Source organism: Listeria grandensis FSL F6-0971 (genome assembly GCF_000525835.1).
Classification (GTDB): Bacteria; Bacillota; Bacilli; order Lactobacillales; family Listeriaceae; genus Listeria_A; species Listeria_A grandensis.
The window spans coordinates 60,417-76,386 of the sequence record NZ_AODD01000009.1; the positions used below are offsets into that span (position 1 = coordinate 60,417).

The following is a 15,970-nucleotide window of genomic DNA, read 5'->3' on the forward strand; positions in this document are numbered from 1 at the left end:
CCTACATCATCCCTTCATTACCAAAGGCATTGGTTTTCTTAAACGCAATCATAGATACAGAAATAACAACAATCGATATAAGGAGCGTAACCGCCGCTGCAACCGCATACTGTGGCGAGGTCCCAGTTGTTAACTTGTATATCCAAGAAATAAGTATATCCGTTGAGCCAGCACCTGCACCGACACTTCCAGGTCCACCTTCATTAAATAGGTAGATGATAGAGAAGTTATTGAAATTAAATGTATACTGTGTAATAAATACAGGAGCCGTCACAAAAAGAATCATCGGCATTGTAATTTTGCGGAAACGCGAAATGGCACTGGCACCATCAATTTTTGCGGCTTCGTATAGTTCACCAGGAATTGCTTGTAAAACCCCGGTAACCATAACGTAGATATATGGAAATCCCAACCATCCTTGAATAGATATTAAGGCTACTTTTGTCCAGAACGGGTCTGTTTTCCAAGCAAGCGATGGAATATCCACAAACGGCAGATGATTTAAAAGTGGGATAACTTGCATATTAATTGCACCGATGCTGTCATTGAACATGTTAGAAAAACTCATGATCGTGATAAAAGCTGGTACTGCCCACGGAAGCAAGAAAACAACTCCGAAAAGGCGCTTTCCTTTGATGAAATTTTGATTGGCAACAACAGCCGTGAAAACACCGATTATAATTTGTAACGTTGTTGCGCAAAGTGTCCAAATGAGCGTCCACGAGAATACACTCAAGAATGTATCGCGATATGAGCTCAAGAAAAAGATACTAAAGAAATTCTTGAAACCGACCCAGTCAATTAAGTTCGCTGGTGGAATGTGATAAAAATCATAGTTCGTAAATGCCATAAATAGCGTGACCAGTACTGGAAAAATGATAACAAATGTCATCACAAGATATGCAGGTAGCGTGAAAAGATATGGAAAACCTTTCTCCACCATATTTTTTAGAATATCGATCGTTTTTGTATTAACTGTTTCTCCCAAGTTCCACGTTATTGCTACCCGCCTCGCATCAAATATATTAATAATATAAAAGCCGATAAAAAGGACAGTAACAATCAGTTGAAGCGTTCCCTCAATCATCAGGAACAACGAGTGATCTACACCTGGAATTGATCCGAGCGTAATAAGACCAATAAATGCATTAATACCAACTGCAATAAATTCGATAACAAAGGCAATAAAAACGGCGATGAAAACCACACCTTTAAAAATTTGCCCGTTATAAAATTGTCCGAGTCCTGGAATGATCGATAACAGCGTCGCCTTACGAACATTTTTAATTGGTTCATTATTCATCGTGTTATCTCCCTATCTTAAAGCTTGGGAGTGGAATAAAGCCTCCCATCTCCCAAACTTTCTTTTTATTTATTTTTGATATTTCTGAGCGATATTGTCTGAGATTACTTTGACAGCGTCGTTTGCAGATTGTTTTGGCGTTTTATTACCCGATGCTGCGTCAAACATTAAGTTCTCAGCACCCGTCCAAACTTCGGCCATTTCCGGAATGTTTGGCATTGGTTGTGCATTCGCGTATTGTGCAATAACCGCTGTTGATAATTCGTCTTTCTTAGCCGCGGCTGTATCACGTGATTCGTGGTTTGCCGGCACTTCATTTGTCATTTCGTACAATGTATTTTGATTATCTGTGTTCGTCAAGTAGTCTACCCATTTTTGAGCTACGTCTTTGTTTTTAGAGTAATTCGAGATAACCCAACCTTTACCACCAGCGAATGGCGAATAAGGCTTGTTATTATCAAGTGTTGGAATTTCTGCAACACCATAGTTTAATTTCGCTTCTTTATAGCTGGCTGCTGACCAAGGTCCACCGATGATGGCGCCCGCTTTACCTTTTATAAACTGATCTTGGATAAAGTCATCCGCGCTCTTATTGTCTTGCATTCCTTTTGGCCAATAAGTTTGGAACCATTTCGTTGCGTACGTAATTCCTTCGATAGAACCTTCGTTATTCAGACCAATATCTTTCGGATTCGTGCCGTTATCACCAAATACATAGCCGCCATAACCCGCTAGCAGACCATATGAGAAATAGAAATCTGTCCATTTAGCAAGAAAGGCTGTTGATTTTCCTTTTTCTGTTTCAAAATTAAAACGAGGATCTTTTGTTAACGCTTCTAGTTCTTTAAAAGTCGTTGGGGCTTTGTCTAGTAAATCTTTATTGTAATACAGCACGAGTGTCTCAATGATTGCTGGTGCACCGTATATTTTGTCGTCAATCGTCACTTGTTTCACATCATTATCATCAAGTTGATCTTTATTTCCCAATTTCACTTCAGCTAAATGTCCCTGTTGTCCAAGACTACCGATTCTGTCATACGCTGACATCATTACGTCTGGCGCTGTTCCCGCTGGACCATCTAGTGGCAATGCTTCCAGTGTTTCGAACATATCTTTTTTAACTACTTTTAATTGTTACGTCGTTATCTTTTTCGAATTTAGATTTCACTTTATCAATATATTTTGCATAGCCTTCATCAACGGAAACCGTCAATGTTTTTTTACTGCTATCCGAACTGCTATCTTTTGATGAGCTGCCGCTACCACATGCTGCAAGACTTGCTACAATTACCAAAACCATTGCTAATAAGCTAAACTTTTTGAATGAACTCATTACCTTTTTTCCTCCTCTTTTGGAAAATCCATGCACAACTTATCAATCATAGTCTGTGCATTCCTTCTCCACGCCCTATTTTATTCTTTGGTAAAGCATTGTGAAACAGGTTAACCTCTGTAGTCATTATGGCTGATAACGAAAACGTTTTCAAGATTTATTTCCGTGTTACCGATAACAGGATTATTGGTATGACTTGGGTGGTGGTAACAGGGGTAAGTGTTATCCTGGAAATCGGGCCCTGTTACCGCGCCTTGTAAGTTTGTGAAAGGGATATTAGCTCTCTAGAATGGTAAATGATTTCGCTGCTACCTGAATGTCTGTAACAGTTTCATCCGTCCAAACATTTCGAAGTTCAGTTTGAATACCAAGATCCGATTTTTCAATGCGTTGCACTACTTCACTTTGGTTGAAAAGGAAGATCAAGCGCTTGACGCCTAGTGTCCTTGAAAATGTTACAATCCGATTTATATCATCAACAACATGCCATTCTAAGTTACCATACGTCAGTATCTCTTGATTCACTTTGCGAAAAGCAATTAATTTCTTCATGAAGGCTAGCATTTCTTTATCTTGCTTCGCCTCATCCCACTCCATACATTTACGACAAAGCGGGTCATCCGCACCATCCATGCCAATTTCAGTCCCATAATAGATACACGGAGAACCGGTATGTGCAAACATGAAAGCTAGCGCTAGTTTTGCCCTCTCTTTATCCCCCTCACATCGCGTCAATAGACGAGCCGTATCATGCGAATCAAGCATATTAAACATCACATGATTCACCTGCTCTTGATAGCGCATCAACTGTTCATTAATTCCAGATACCATTTTCGTTGGCTTAATACGCTCTTCTACAAAATTCTCAATGATTGTTTGCGTGAAAGGATAGTTCATCACAGAATCGAACTCATCTCCAAGCAACCAAGCCCAAGAATCGTGCCAAATTTCCCCAAGGATGTAGATATCTTCTTTTTCGGTGCGCACAGCTTTATTAAATTCCTTCCAAAAGGCGTGATCCACCTCATTAGCAACGTCTAAGCGCCAACCATCGATGTCAAATTCGCGAACCCAATACGTTGCAATATCAAGCAAATACTTCTGTACGTCCGGGTTAGTTGTATTTAATTTCGGCATGTGCATCGTATATGCGAACGTATCGAAAGAGAGCGTATTTTCGCCTTCAATATTACCATTTTCACCTGGCGTTACTGGGAATGAATGAATGTGAAACCAGTCTACAAACCTGGATTCAGAACCATTTTCAAGCACATCTTGCCATTCCGGAGATTTATCCCCAATATGATTAAAAACAGCATCAAGCATTATTTTAATACCGCGGTTATGCGCTTCTTTTACAAGTTTGCGGAATGTCTCTTTGTCACCGAAATGCGGATCGATTTCAAAATAATTGAGCGTGTCATACTTGTGATTCGTCGACGCCTCGAATACAGGTGTCAAGTAAATACCGTTAATGCCAAGCTCTACTAAATAATCCAGATGTTGGATAATACCCTCTATATCTCCACCAAAAAAGTCATCACGTCCAGGATCTTTGCTTCCCCACGGCAACGCATTTTCCGGTGAAAGGTCAGGATTACCATTGCCAAAGCGCTCTGGGAAAATCTGATACCAAATCGTTTTCTTCACCCACTCTGGTGCTTTAAAAACTTCCGACTCATGCAAGAAAGGAAATTTGAAATAATAGTCCATAATCGCGCGATTCTCAGATGTATTTTCATAAAAACCCCGTCCTCCGTAAAAAATATCTACTCCGCTAGTATCAACCAAAACAAAGCCGTATTGTAACCTGCGTTGCTCCGGTTTTATGGCAACAAACCAATAGTCGTGCTCTTCCGTTGTTGCCACCTTACGAAGCGATGTTTCCTTCGACGACCATCCCGCTTTTGTGTGCAGATACGGATCTGCGGCAATCAAAGTGACCTCTTTCACATCACCCCTCTTACTCCGAATCTTGATATGTAGCGTTTCTGAATCATACCCATATGCATACGAACTAAATGGCTGGTGATAAATTGCTGATTTCTCCATCACTAAAAACCTCCTTCAATATCTTCTTCCAAGTTAGCATGCTTTGAAAACACTTACAATCAAATTATGATTGTTATCGGTAACAGAATGAAAAGCGGAACGGGCTCGTTCAGCTCCGAAAAAAACTGGAGCGGCCGCAGTAAAAAGCCGCTTTTGCTTTTTATGGAGGGCGTGAAGTTTTCGAGGAGCTAGCCCGTGAAGCTAGATCGCGAAATTAGGCTACGTAAAAGAACAAAGCATTCCCGCCAACAAGATTACCCTACACGACTAACCGCAGAACTCGAGAACGAGGCACCAGACCAATCTTGAGAACAATGGACAAGCAATGTTTACACAGGAAGACGCATCTAAACAGGTACTTGTCAGGAAGAAACCAATAGACATAATAAGACCCACTGATGTCCCACTACACATACTCATAACACAAACACAGCAACAAAACGCGCAGGAATTTACCCCTACGCGCCAACACTTCTGTCCTATCCACTACTCTCTCCCAATCACCGTTGAACCCCTCACAATTAGCTCTGGTGGAAACAAAATAGAACCCTGTTTTGCACCACCTTCATTAATTTTTTTCAGCAATAACTGTGCACACGTCTCCCCCATCTCGATCACGGGAGAACGCACGGTTGTAATTTTGGGTGAAGAAATTCGATCTAGAAAAACACCGTCAAATCCCGTCACTGCAATATTTTCCCCAAATCGTTTGTGCAGAAAATTCGCGGCCCGAATGACGCCTACCGCCATCCGATCTGATGCACATATAACCGCTATTGGTTCAGTAGCCTTACGCAAAATATCTAGCGCCTTCTTCTCCGCAACCCGCGAACTATTTTTCATAAAATAACTTTCCTCTGTTAGATCATGTTCTTTCATCACTTCAGAATAGCCGGTGAGCCTAGAACGCATAAATTCCTCTTCCAACAAATTAATACCAAAAAAAATAATGTGCCGAAAGCCAATCTCGTACACATGTTTTGTTGCTAGTTCGGCACCCATTCGGTTATCGACGTCAATAGCATCGATATCACGCCTATTCTCCCCGTACGCAATCACCGGTTTTTCAAGCCCTGCAATCACCTTCTCAATTTCGCAATCACGCATTCCTGTCACAATCAACCCATCATACGGCCCAATATTTTTAGATTTTTGTGTCACCAGTTGCAACGAATAGGAATGCTTATCGAGCTCCCTACTTATCCCTGTCAAAAGGTTCATATAGTAAGGCTCGACCGTATCAATCTCCTCTAAAATTAAAAACTTTACAACTTGTGTTCGATTTTGTACAAGTGCTCTAGCTGCATAATTAGGCACATACTCCAACTCTTCCATTGCGCTATACACCAATTGTTTCAATTCGTCAGAAACTTGGTCTGGGTGATTAATCACACGCGAAACAGTCATTTTAGAAACATTTGCTTTTTTTTGCAACATCAGCTAATGTAGCCATCCATATCCTCCCTTGCTACTTCTTCTCCATTTTATTGTAGCAGTTTTTCTGTAAAAAGGTAGCATTTTAATTTCTTTCCCTATAACTAAAAACGTGATTTAAAGCACAAAAAAAAACACTTCTCCCCAGAGGAAAAATGTTTTGAACGTATGTAATTTATCTTTTTGAAATGACAATAACTTTTTTTACAGCGCGATGTTCTTTCCACGTTTGGAGTAGTTTCACAAGCAATTTAATTCCTACAGCTAGCCAACCGCATATAGTTCCGATAAGAACAGCTATGAGTCCAACAATCATAAACTCAAACACCGGAAAAGTAGGTCCACTAATAGTAGCAATACCCAGAATAAAAACAACAATCATCGGAATGACAAAATACCGTATCTCATGCTCCCCCACACCAAACGCTCCTTTACAAAATAATATTCTACTAAACTTTTATGCCTAAATCATAATTCCAGTATACTCCCAAACCCCGCTTTTTTCAACAAGAAAAGCGCTTACATTTTATATTTATGAAAAAATGGTGAACAAGCTGTATTCATTGCTATCACCCATTTACCTCATAATTCTTTCGATTCCATCACAAAAAAGAAACATTTGTCTACAAATTGTAACATTCATTTCAGCCTTCCAATTGATCTATTTGCATACTTTTCGCCTTAAAATACTCTTCTAAGAGCGAATTAACAAATTTAGCCGTCTTATTTTTATCGTCATTTAGTGGATTTACTCCAGTAAATGTCATTGCACTAATCTTGTTACTGAGTGCTAGATTTCTCATGAAATAGCGAATTTCTCTCCAATAAATCCCACCCTGTGAAATAAAATCTGTTCCTGGTGTAAACTCTGGATCAACCGCATCCACATCTAGCACTAAATGCACATCCCCATTCCTCCTAGCTAGCCACTGAATAATTTCATCCGTCATCATCGCAAAGCCCATTCGATCAATCGTTGTCATTTCAAAATGAAGGATTTTCTCTGCCTCAATCACATGTATTTCTTCTCTATCAATACGTCTTGTCCCTACAATACATACATTATCACCTCGAACAAAACGATGGTTCATAATACTTTCTAGTTCCTCAGGCCCCTTTCCGATAACTGTCGCCATCACATTATGGCATAAGTTCTCTTGATTTAGTTGCGTCCCCATATCCGCATGTGCGTTTACCCAAATGACCACCTGCTCATTTCCATCGCTCTGTACCCCAGCAATCGAGCTAAGTGATATAAATTGATCCCCACCAAAAATAATCGGCATACCACCTTCCGCCTTCATATCTGCGACGATTTCTCTTAGTTCTTTTGATTTATATGTAATCGCTTTCAAATCCTTTGATTTCAAAATAGCCTCTTGTTCCATATCAGTAAAGAACGCCATGTTGTGATAATCTACAACGCTATCTACCATCTTCTCTAGCATTTCCACAATCCCCGTATATCGGATCGCATATGGCGCTAAAGCTACGCCTTGCCTTCCTTCATGAAACATCCACGGTACACCGAGAATCCCGAGCTTCTCCATCCACTTCACCTTTTCTATATATATTATCTTACATTCTATCATAAGTTCCTATCTTTTCCAAAATATAAACTTTTTCTTTTTATTACTAATTTTGTATTTTGATTGTCTTTGCTGTACTGAAAAACCGTTTTTGACCTTAAAGAAAACTAGATTTCACACAAAAAAAGGGCTTCAAAAGCTGTTTTTACCGCTTTTACGTCCTACTCTTTTTCTGTTAGGATGATGGTAGTCCTCCTGTACAAACCTTTTGTATAGTTGTAGATGAATTGCAAAGAAAGCGTAAAGAGATGGCACCTCCCCCCTTTTATCCTTAGAAGTTCCCCCCAGAATTTTTTAGGTTTAATTATGCCATCTCTTTGCAATTTCTATTCTTTTAAATGATATGGATAAGTTGCTACGACAACATCCTTTTTAAATAAAAGCTTGGTTCGAATCAATAAACTTGTTTGGTTATGCAAAACGTTTTGCCAACCTTTCTTCGGGATGAACTGTGGTATTAGCACTGTTAATGAGTAATTATCTTGGTTAGCTTTTTGCTGTGCTGTATCAATAAATTTCATTAAAGGCTCTGTAATCGAGCGATACGTAGAGTATAAATCTGCGATACGAACTTCCGGGTGTATCCTGTTCCATCGTTCTACAAATTCTTTTCCTTCTTGCCTATCTAATGACACATGAACCGCAATAACTGTATCTCCGATTGATTTCGCATAACGCAGAGCCCCCTCGACCACTTTCGTCGTATCAGACACACAAATAACAACAGCATTTCCTTCAAACGCAGGTAAATCCATTTGTTCATCAATACGTAGCTGTGGTGCTAATTTTGCGTAGTGTGAGCGCGTTCTGTGGAAAACATAAATCATTACAGGCATGAAGATAAATACTGGCCACACCTCACTCATTCTAGTGATAAATAAGACCATAAGCACAGTAAATGATATCAGTGCCCCGAGTAAGTTAGCAGATAGTTTTTTCATATAACCCTCGGGCTTTTCTTTTACCCACTTGATAATCATACCCGTTTGTGAAAGCGTGAAGGGAATAAACACACCAACCGAATATAGTGGTATAAGTGATTCCGTCTTCCCTTGAAAAAGAATAATCAAAAGGATAGAGCCAAGCGCCAATGTGATTATCCCATTAGAATAACCTAGCCGATCCCCTTTATCTAAATACATCCGTGGCATATATTTATCTTTTGACAAATTAAAAGCTAGTAATGGGAATGCTGAAAATCCAGTATTGGCTGCTAGGACCAAAATAAGTGCAGTTGTCGCTTGAATAAAATAATAAAAGAAGTTTCGACCAAATATATTCTCAGCAATTTGTGATAGTACCGTAGATTTTAGTTCAGGTACCACACCATAGAAATAAGCCAGTAGTGTGATGCCTACAAAGAAGAACCCTAGAATAGATGCCATCATAATTAATGTCCGAGAAGCATTTTTTGCTTTTGGATCTTTAAATAACGGCACTGCATTTGAAATAGCCTCGATACCTGTAAGTGATGCAGATCCAGATGCAAATGCTCTCAATAATAGGATGAGCGTGACGCCAGATACATGCGTACCAACAGAAGCAGTTTCATGCGTGACATCTTGTCCCATCGCTAATTTGACTAGTCCAGTAACAATCATAACAATCATCGAGAAAACAAATAAATATACTGGAATTGCCAGAATAGTTGCCGATTCTGTCACCCCACGCAAATTAATGATGGTAACAACAATGACCAACACAATCGCAAGTGGTACTGCGAATTGGTACAGCGACGGTATTGCTGCGATAATCGCGTCTGTACCAGATGAGACACTTACTGCTACGGTCAACATGTAGTCCACTAACAAAGATCCACCAGCAACCAAACCCGCGTTCTTACCAATGTTTTCTCTGGAAACAACATAAGCACCGCCGCCCTGTGGATAAGCGTAGATGATTTGCCGATACGATAAGCTGAGTGCAAATAATAGTACTAATACGCAAAGCGCGATCGGTAAAGAATACCACATTGCTGCGGCTCCCACAGTAATCAATACAAGTAATATTTGCTCAGTTCCATAAGCAACAGATGACAGCGCATCCGATGATAATACAGCTAATGCCTTTAGTTTTCCTAGTTTCTGATCTCCGGCCTCTGAAGATTTAAGAGGTTTACCAATCAGCATTCTTTTTAATGGAGATGCCATTTCGCTCCCTACCTTTTTTAACGAAATTTTTTATGAAATTTACCCTTTAAAAATAGCATACGTCACATTATAACACAGCGATTTAAAAATGGAATACCCTTTTATATTTAGAGTGATTAGCTAGTACTTATTTAGGCATCCCTTCAAAATCTGCGCTCTAAAAGTCGATTTTTTAGCAACTACTGAAAAATAACATATCCTCCTATTCCCTTGTTATTCTAAGCTTGAAACCTTATTTTATATTTTTCTGAATAAAAAGAATTCAATTTAAGTATTTACAAACCACCCATTCTCTTTATATAATAGTTTTCGGCTGGTAAATTTGCTAGCATCTGGCCCGTTGGTCAAGCGGTTAAGACACCGCCCTTTCACGGCGGTAACACGGGTTCGAATCCCGTACGGGTCACTTTTTAAATTTTTTTTGTAGCAAAACACTGGTCAAAACAGAAAATATGTTATATTATGAGATAGTATCTTTTATCGGGGGCTTAGCTCAGCTGGGAGAGCATCTGCCTTACAAGCAGAGGGTCAGCGGTTCGATCCCGTTAGCCCCCACCATTCATCTGTAATTGTTATTTAGGAAACAGTTCTCTTGGGCGGTCGAACAGAATATTCTGTTTTGCCAACTTAGCTCAATCTGGTAGAGCAACTGAATCGTAATCAGTAGGTTGCGGGTTCAATTCCTGCAGTTGGCATTAGATTTATGTTTTTATATGGAGGGGTAGCGAAGTGGCTAAACGCGGCGGACTGTAAATCCGCTCCTTCGGGTTCGGCAGTTCGAATCTGCCCCCTCCACCATTTTTTATTATTGGGCTATAGCCAAGCGGTAAGGCAACGGATTTTGATTCCGTCATGCGCCGGTTCGAATCCAGCTAGCCCAGCCATATTAGAGCCGTTAGCTCAGTTGGTAGAGCATCTGACTTTTAATCAGAGGGTCGATGGTTCGAGCCCATCACGGCTCATAAAAAGAGATTGATTTTAAAAATCAATCTTTTTTTTGCATTTGAACAGCGCACATGTTTACTCTATAATGAATTTCAGTTGTTGCCCAGAAATGCTTACCCCTCCCGTTTCCAAATAGAACTGGGTGCTTTTTTTTGCTCATACCTAACTGCTCTGCTGCTTCTTCCATTGTGATAAATACCTGCACCGGAAATCCTTTTTGATCAAACAGTAAGATTGGCATCATTCCCGTTTTACCATCCATATAAAAATGGAGCGCATCGCGTAATTTCTCTCCTTGCTTCGTCAAACCTTCGAATACAATCATATCATCATTAAACAACGCATGTACTAATTCTGCTGAAACCAACCACTGAAATGATTCAAAATGATCAATGTCATAATATGCTTTATTAGTGTCTCCTAATTTCAATAAGAACTTCCATTCTGTTTTCAAACGTTCTACTATACGTCGCTGCTTCTCTTGTACTTGCATTATTATCATCTCCTCCTATGGCTCGTAACTTGGTATACATAGAGTATAATATAGGAGTTAAGAACAGTTGGGACTTTTAGCGTACTTTTCATGACAATTTACAAAAAGAGCATTTTTCTAGAGAATTGTTTTGAAGGTTTGCGTACTTCCGCTACATAGATGGTGTTTATGTTATACTAATACTACTTTCGATTTAAAGGAGGAATTCTAATATGGCTACTTTTTCTACTCATTTCATATCAAAATCATTACAGTTAAGAACCTCTTTGCAAGTCTTTATCCCTGATCAGGTTGATACTGAAGAACCGTTGCGCCTATTGTACTTATTACACGGTTTATCCGATGATGATACAGCTTGGTTGAGCAACACATCTCTGGTCCGCTATGCCCAGAATCGTAATATTGCAATTGTTATGCCGCAAGTTCATCGCAGTTTTTATACGGACATGCGAGTTGGAAATCAGTACTGGACTTTTTTAAGTGAGGAATTACCACAGCTTATTCACAGCTGGTTCAAACTGCCGACTGAGCCTGAAAATACATATGTAGCAGGGCTTTCCATGGGAGGCTTTGGGGCATTCAAATGGGGATTCTGCCACCCAGAGAAATTCGCGGGGATTGCATCGTTATCCGGCGCACTTGATATGGTAGGGTTGCGCGAGACGCGTCCTGAAGGAGAAAACGAGATGCTAGCAACTTTTGGCTCTATTGCCGAACAGCGAAGTTCTACTAATGATTTACTGGCTTTGCTAGACAAAGAATTTACCACGAAACCGCGTGTCCTCCAGCTTTGTGGTACAGAAGATTTCCTCTATGACAATAACCTTATTTTTAAGGCGCATATCGAAAAAACAGATTTCCCTTACATTTATCGGGAAGCACCAGGTGAGCATAACTGGGAATATTGGGATCGCGAAATTCAAACTGTACTTGATTGGATCGATCAAAAAGGAGACTTTGCATGATGAATACGAAAAAAAATGCGCGCCTCTTATTTTTGCTTAGTGCGATGACAGCCGCCGGTTTTATTGTACTATTGATCGGTGTCACTACAAATGCTAGCTTTATTACACAGTTTGATACCTATTGGATTGATATTATTCGCGTTAATATTTCAGCAACAAAAACGGACATCATTGCTTTTATCACTAATTTTGGTGGCGTTGCTGCGATTGTAGTGATGACCATCCTGCTTTTACTAATCTTTATCCTTATGAAGCGCTACACGATTGCGATTTGGTTTGGTGGAACGGTTTTAGTTGGTGGTGCGCTTTTGCCTTGGCTTATTAAACAGATCATCGCACGTCCACGCCCCAGTGATATGTTAATTGAACAAGGTGGTTTTAGTTTTCCAAGTGGTCATGCAGCAGGCTCGACAGCGTTTTATGGCATGATTGCAGCACTTCTCATTATTGCTTTTACAAAATTATGGCATCGTATCGTAATCGGTTTTCTTGCGTTCCTCATCATTTTAGTGATTATGTACACGCGTGTCTATCTTGGCGTTCATTATCCTTCTGATGTCACCGCTGGATTGCTGCTAGGTAGCACGATCGTTCTCAGCGGTAGCGCCCTATTTTTACTATACAGTCAATCCTGTCATCACTATTTATTGGCTCGAAACTGGAAAGACGTTTACTTGAAAAAATTAGAATAACAAAAAAGCTATGCCGTCCGTATCTCCTTTTACAGGTTACGAATGGCATAGCTTTTTGCTTATTTAACTACGCTTATTTCTAGCACTTTGAATTAAATTCCAAATAACCAATACCAGAACGACTACCAATAAAATATTGATCAATGCCCCACCAATATGGAAAATCAATCCGATGACCCAGAATACAAACAGGATAACAATAATCCCCCAAATAATACCAAGCATCTGCAACCCTCCTAGATTTGTGTCATCTATATCTTTACCACAATGAAAAAAGGCCAAACATTCTTACTCGAAGCTAATTACGATTTTTCCTTTTGCGTGGTGTGTCTCACTTAACGCATGCGCATCATAGACACCTTGCGCGGAAAATGGGAATGTTGCACCAACAATCGCCTTCACTTTTCCACTTGCCATTAAATCAGCGAATGCTTGAAGTTGCTCTCCGTTTGGGACCAGCCAAATGCTTTTTGCAATGATATTTTTCGCGTTGGCAATCTCTTGATCTGGCTCCGATACGATGGAAATCAAACGTCCTGTGTTAGCCTTCAAGACTCGGAAACTATCCTTTTGAATATCGCCCCCCATTGTATCAAAAACGACGTCGACATCTGTCAACACGTCCGCAAAATTTGTCGTTTTGTAATCAATCACTTCATCCGCGCCTAGCTCCTTCAAAAAAGCCGCATTCTTCTCGCTTGCCGTCGTAATCACGTGCGCCCCAGCATTTTTTGCAAGTTGAATCGCAAGTGTTCCGACGCCTCCCGCCCCGGCATGAATCAACACTTTTTCACCAGCTTGTAGTGTTGCATGATCAAACAGCGCTTGCCAAGCTGTCAAACCAGCTAGTGGAATCGAAGCTGCTTCCTCGAATGACACATTATCTGGAATTCTGGCGAGTAATGGCGCATCGACTACAGTATATTCTGCATACGTACCAAAACGTGTGGTTTCCGGACGCGCAAATACTTTATCGCCAATTTTCCAATCTGTCACGTTAGCACCGACCTCTGAAATCACACCTGCCGCGTCCCAGCCAAGAATAATCGGAAATGGCCAATCCATCATTTGTTTTAAGTACCCTTCGCGAAGTTTCCAGTCAATTGGATTAATCGATGTTGCCGCAAGCTTCACTACAACCTGTCCAGCGCCCGCTTTTGGCGTCTCAACCTCCGCCTCTTTCAATACATCTTTACCACCATAATTTTCAATAATAACTGCTTTCATCCTCTATTTCCTCCTCTAAAGTGAACGTGTCACATTCGCCGACATCCGTTCTAAAATATCTGCAAAATGAGCTAGTTCTTGTTCTGATAAACCGTCTAATAATTCCTTCTGAAAAGCTTCTTTTTGTGCCGTCAACGCTGCAAGTCTTGTCTCACCCAATTCCGTTAACCGAATAAAAGTTGCTCGCCGATCCGGCACCCGCTTTTCACGAATGAGCAAACCGTCTTCTTCCAGTTTTTTTAAATGTCTTGTGATCGCTGCAGCATCAAGGTCCAAGCTACGTTGCAAAGCCTGTTGGTTCTGCTCCCCAGCACAAGATAAACGATACAAAATTTCTACTTTCGTCGCACTCATCTGTAGTGTAGCTTCAAATTTCTGGTTCATTTGTTTGCATAAACCATGCATTTGAGCAAGCAATATCGCACGCTCTGAACAACCATCGTCCATCTTTATCCCCCCATTAATTGACCCATCAATTGATGTATCAACTATATTACTCTTTTCCAGCAAACTTGCAAGATATTTGCTCAAAGGAAATATTACAGGCACCTTTCATCTGCTATTCATCGTTATTTCTGCCTCGGATTATGTTTACCATTTAACGTTCCAATGTCCTATTTGAAGTGGCTCGCCCTCTTTGCAATCCTGATTTACGCCTTACAATTCCTCATAAGTCAGATGATTATCCTCTCTCCAACCGTGACAGCAATCGGCTACTTAATTTCGACACAAAAGAAGCAATTTACAACAAAAAAAGGAAAGATCCTCTGTCATCCTCCAAATAATGATTATATAATGAAGAGAGTTCCATAAAAATGGTAAGAGGAGAGATTCAAAAAATGAAAAAAAGCATCGGGATACTGCTTTTGGGCTTTGTATTACTTTTAGCATCATGCTCAACCCCATCAGGCAGCGAAGAAAAAGCAGAAACCAAGACGACATTAAAACTTGATAAAAAAGACTTGATCGCGGAAGTAAATGATATTTTCACCGTTACAGGGAAGACCACTCCGAGCGCTTCTGTGAGTATAGATGATGTAACTGTTACGGCGGACAAGCAAGGTGATTTTGAGCTAAGCCACGTCTATGAGAGTGACAAGTCGTACAAAGTTTTAGCTACAAAAAAAGGCCTAGAAGAAAGCAGCGCAACAATTAATGTGACGCAGCCTGTTGCCATTAAAGAGAAGAAACAAGAGCTAGAAGTAGCCGCAAAACAAGAGGCACTAAACAAAATAAAAACCGCGGCAAAACCAAACGCAGCAAAAATACCTTATAATGTGCTAAATCAAGATCCAAACAAATTCGCGCACCAACCTTATTATCTAAAAGGCCAAGTAACAGATAGTGGCGCCACAACACTTCTTCGGGTGAATATGACGCAAGATGGTGACAGTTGGAAAAATCCCGTGACTGTCATTTATGCGGGAACAACAACTGCCGTAAAAAATGATATCATCGAAGTTTACGGTACTGTTTACGGTATCTATGCCTATGATACAACCGGTGGCAATACCGTCACGATGCCAGGAATAACGGCTTCTATCATCACTGTTTTGAAATAAAGGAAAATCGTCGGAATTTGTGCATGCTAGTTCCGATGATTTTTTTGCTATTGCTTCCGCCCACGGAGCACTTTTCACAGTGTAAAGCTAAAAGGGTTGACAGAGCCAAAAGCGCTATGCTACAATGATTTCAAGATATCGGGGTGTTAGCTCAGCTGGGAGAGCGCTACGCTGGCAGTGTAGAGGTCAGGGGTTCGATCCCCCTACGCTCCATAATAATAGGAA

Annotated in this window: 12 protein-coding genes, 7 tRNA genes and 2 pseudogenes; 10 read left to right on the forward strand and 11 right to left on the reverse strand. The window is 40.4% G+C overall.

All coding sequences use genetic code 11. The features are described 5' to 3' along the window. Position 1 precedes the first annotated feature (1 nt). From PGRAN_RS07195 to PGRAN_RS07225, 7 genes and pseudogenes are all read right to left on the reverse strand, one after another. The gene (locus tag PGRAN_RS07195; protein ID WP_036066150.1) at positions 2–1,303 is read right to left on the reverse strand and encodes a carbohydrate ABC transporter permease; all 1,302 of its coding nucleotides are present in this window, start codon (positions 1,301–1,303) and stop codon (positions 2–4) included. A 69-nt stretch (positions 1,304–1,372) separates the two neighbouring features. After that, positions 1,373–2,636: pseudogene (locus tag PGRAN_RS07200) on the reverse strand (extracellular solute-binding protein). A 276-nt stretch (positions 2,637–2,912) separates the two neighbouring features. Next, positions 2,913–4,688, reverse strand: coding sequence for a glycoside hydrolase family 13 protein (locus PGRAN_RS07205; RefSeq protein WP_036066151.1), 1,776 nt, complete (start codon positions 4,686–4,688; stop codon positions 2,913–2,915). 486 nt (positions 4,689–5,174) lie between these two features. Beyond that, a pseudogene (locus PGRAN_RS07210) lies at positions 5,175–6,141 on the reverse strand (LacI family DNA-binding transcriptional regulator). 156 nt (positions 6,142–6,297) lie between these two features. Continuing rightward, positions 6,298–6,540, reverse strand: coding sequence for a hypothetical protein (locus PGRAN_RS07215; protein WP_036066152.1), 243 nt, complete (start codon positions 6,538–6,540; stop codon positions 6,298–6,300). Between the two features lie 226 nt (positions 6,541–6,766). Further along, on the reverse strand, positions 6,767–7,672 hold the full coding sequence (locus PGRAN_RS07220; RefSeq protein ID WP_036066153.1) for an arginase family protein: 906 nt from the start codon (positions 7,670–7,672) through the stop codon (positions 6,767–6,769). Between the two features lie 365 nt (positions 7,673–8,037). After that, positions 8,038–9,861 (reverse strand): APC family permease, encoded by a 1,824-nt coding sequence (locus PGRAN_RS07225; protein WP_036066154.1) that lies wholly within the window; start codon positions 9,859–9,861, stop codon positions 8,038–8,040. Between the two features lie 334 nt (positions 9,862–10,195). On the opposite strand from PGRAN_RS07225, the gene PGRAN_RS07230 reads away from it, so the two are divergent. From PGRAN_RS07230 to PGRAN_RS07255, 6 genes are all read left to right on the forward strand, one after another. Continuing rightward, positions 10,196–10,267, forward strand: a tRNA-Glu gene (locus PGRAN_RS07230). A 76-nt stretch (positions 10,268–10,343) separates the two neighbouring features. Then, positions 10,344–10,419 (forward strand) — tRNA-Val (locus tag PGRAN_RS07235). Positions 10,420–10,482: 63 nt separating this feature from the next. Continuing rightward, positions 10,483–10,556 (forward strand) — tRNA-Thr (locus PGRAN_RS07240). A gap of 20 nt (positions 10,557–10,576) precedes the next feature. Then, positions 10,577–10,659 (forward strand) — tRNA-Tyr (locus tag PGRAN_RS07245). An 11-nt stretch (positions 10,660–10,670) separates the two neighbouring features. Next, positions 10,671–10,745: transfer RNA gene (locus tag PGRAN_RS07250), tRNA-Gln, on the forward strand. A 5-nt stretch (positions 10,746–10,750) separates the two neighbouring features. Further along, a tRNA-Lys gene (locus tag PGRAN_RS07255) sits at positions 10,751–10,823 on the forward strand. A gap of 23 nt (positions 10,824–10,846) precedes the next feature. Here PGRAN_RS07255 and PGRAN_RS07260 read toward each other — a convergent pair. Beyond that, positions 10,847–11,299: a hypothetical protein gene (locus PGRAN_RS07260; RefSeq protein ID WP_036066155.1), complete on the reverse strand. Its 453-nt coding sequence runs from the start codon at positions 11,297–11,299 to the stop codon at positions 10,847–10,849. A 212-nt stretch (positions 11,300–11,511) separates the two neighbouring features. On the opposite strand from PGRAN_RS07260, the gene PGRAN_RS07265 reads away from it, so the two are divergent. Beyond that, the gene (locus PGRAN_RS07265; protein ID WP_036066156.1) at positions 11,512–12,264 is read left to right on the forward strand and encodes an alpha/beta hydrolase; all 753 of its coding nucleotides are present in this window, start codon (positions 11,512–11,514) and stop codon (positions 12,262–12,264) included. Next, positions 12,261–12,956, forward strand: a complete 696-nt coding sequence (locus tag PGRAN_RS07270) for a phosphatase PAP2 family protein (RefSeq protein ID WP_065427908.1) — start codon at positions 12,261–12,263, stop codon at positions 12,954–12,956. The genes PGRAN_RS07265 and PGRAN_RS07270 overlap by 4 nt, the downstream gene beginning before the upstream one ends. Positions 12,957–13,019: 63 nt before the next feature. On the opposite strand, the gene PGRAN_RS16585 is transcribed toward PGRAN_RS07270, so the two are convergent. From PGRAN_RS16585 to PGRAN_RS07280, 3 genes are all read right to left on the reverse strand, one after another. Continuing rightward, positions 13,020–13,181: a lmo0937 family membrane protein gene (locus tag PGRAN_RS16585; protein WP_149024011.1), complete on the reverse strand. Its 162-nt coding sequence runs from the start codon at positions 13,179–13,181 to the stop codon at positions 13,020–13,022. Positions 13,182–13,244: 63 nt separating this feature from the next. After that, positions 13,245–14,183, reverse strand: coding sequence for an NADP-dependent oxidoreductase (locus tag PGRAN_RS07275; protein WP_036066157.1), 939 nt, complete (start codon positions 14,181–14,183; stop codon positions 13,245–13,247). Positions 14,184–14,198: 15 nt separating this feature from the next. Continuing rightward, entirely contained in the window at positions 14,199–14,630 is a 432-nt protein-coding gene (locus tag PGRAN_RS07280) for a MarR family winged helix-turn-helix transcriptional regulator (protein ID WP_036066158.1), read from the reverse strand. Between the two features lie 392 nt (positions 14,631–15,022). On the opposite strand from PGRAN_RS07280, the gene PGRAN_RS07285 reads away from it, so the two are divergent. Both PGRAN_RS07285 and PGRAN_RS07290 read left to right on the forward strand, forming a co-directional pair. Continuing rightward, positions 15,023–15,745, forward strand: a complete 723-nt coding sequence (locus PGRAN_RS07285) for a hypothetical protein (protein WP_036066159.1) — start codon at positions 15,023–15,025, stop codon at positions 15,743–15,745. Positions 15,746–15,885: 140 nt separating this feature from the next. Further along, positions 15,886–15,958, forward strand: a tRNA-Ala gene (locus PGRAN_RS07290). Positions 15,959–15,970 lie beyond the last annotated feature (12 nt).

What these genes read in the sequence shown, in the direction of transcription:
- PGRAN_RS07205 (WP_036066151.1), bottom strand. Translation starts at nt 4,688, where the DNA reads ATGGAGAAATCAGCAATTTATCACCAGCCATTTAGTTCGTATGCATAT.
- PGRAN_RS07270 (WP_065427908.1), top strand. Translation starts at nt 12,261, where the DNA reads ATGATGAATACGAAAAAAAATGCGCGCCTCTTATTTTTGCTTAGTGCG.
- PGRAN_RS07280 (WP_036066158.1), bottom strand. Translation starts at nt 14,630, where the DNA reads ATGGACGATGGTTGTTCAGAGCGTGCGATATTGCTTGCTCAAATGCAT.
- PGRAN_RS07220 (WP_036066153.1), bottom strand. Translation starts at nt 7,672, where the DNA reads ATGGAGAAGCTCGGGATTCTCGGTGTACCGTGGATGTTTCATGAAGGA.
- PGRAN_RS07265 (WP_036066156.1), top strand. Translation starts at nt 11,512, where the DNA reads ATGGCTACTTTTTCTACTCATTTCATATCAAAATCATTACAGTTAAGA.
- PGRAN_RS07285 (WP_036066159.1), top strand. Translation starts at nt 15,023, where the DNA reads ATGAAAAAAAGCATCGGGATACTGCTTTTGGGCTTTGTATTACTTTTA.
- PGRAN_RS07275 (WP_036066157.1), bottom strand. Translation starts at nt 14,183, where the DNA reads ATGAAAGCAGTTATTATTGAAAATTATGGTGGTAAAGATGTATTGAAA.
- PGRAN_RS16585 (WP_149024011.1), bottom strand. Translation starts at nt 13,181, where the DNA reads ATGCTTGGTATTATTTGGGGGATTATTGTTATCCTGTTTGTATTCTGG.
- PGRAN_RS07195 (WP_036066150.1), bottom strand. Translation starts at nt 1,303, where the DNA reads ATGAATAATGAACCAATTAAAAATGTTCGTAAGGCGACGCTGTTATCG.
- PGRAN_RS07260 (WP_036066155.1), bottom strand. Translation starts at nt 11,299, where the DNA reads ATGCAAGTACAAGAGAAGCAGCGACGTATAGTAGAACGTTTGAAAACA.
- PGRAN_RS07225 (WP_036066154.1), bottom strand. Translation starts at nt 9,861, where the DNA reads ATGGCATCTCCATTAAAAAGAATGCTGATTGGTAAACCTCTTAAATCT.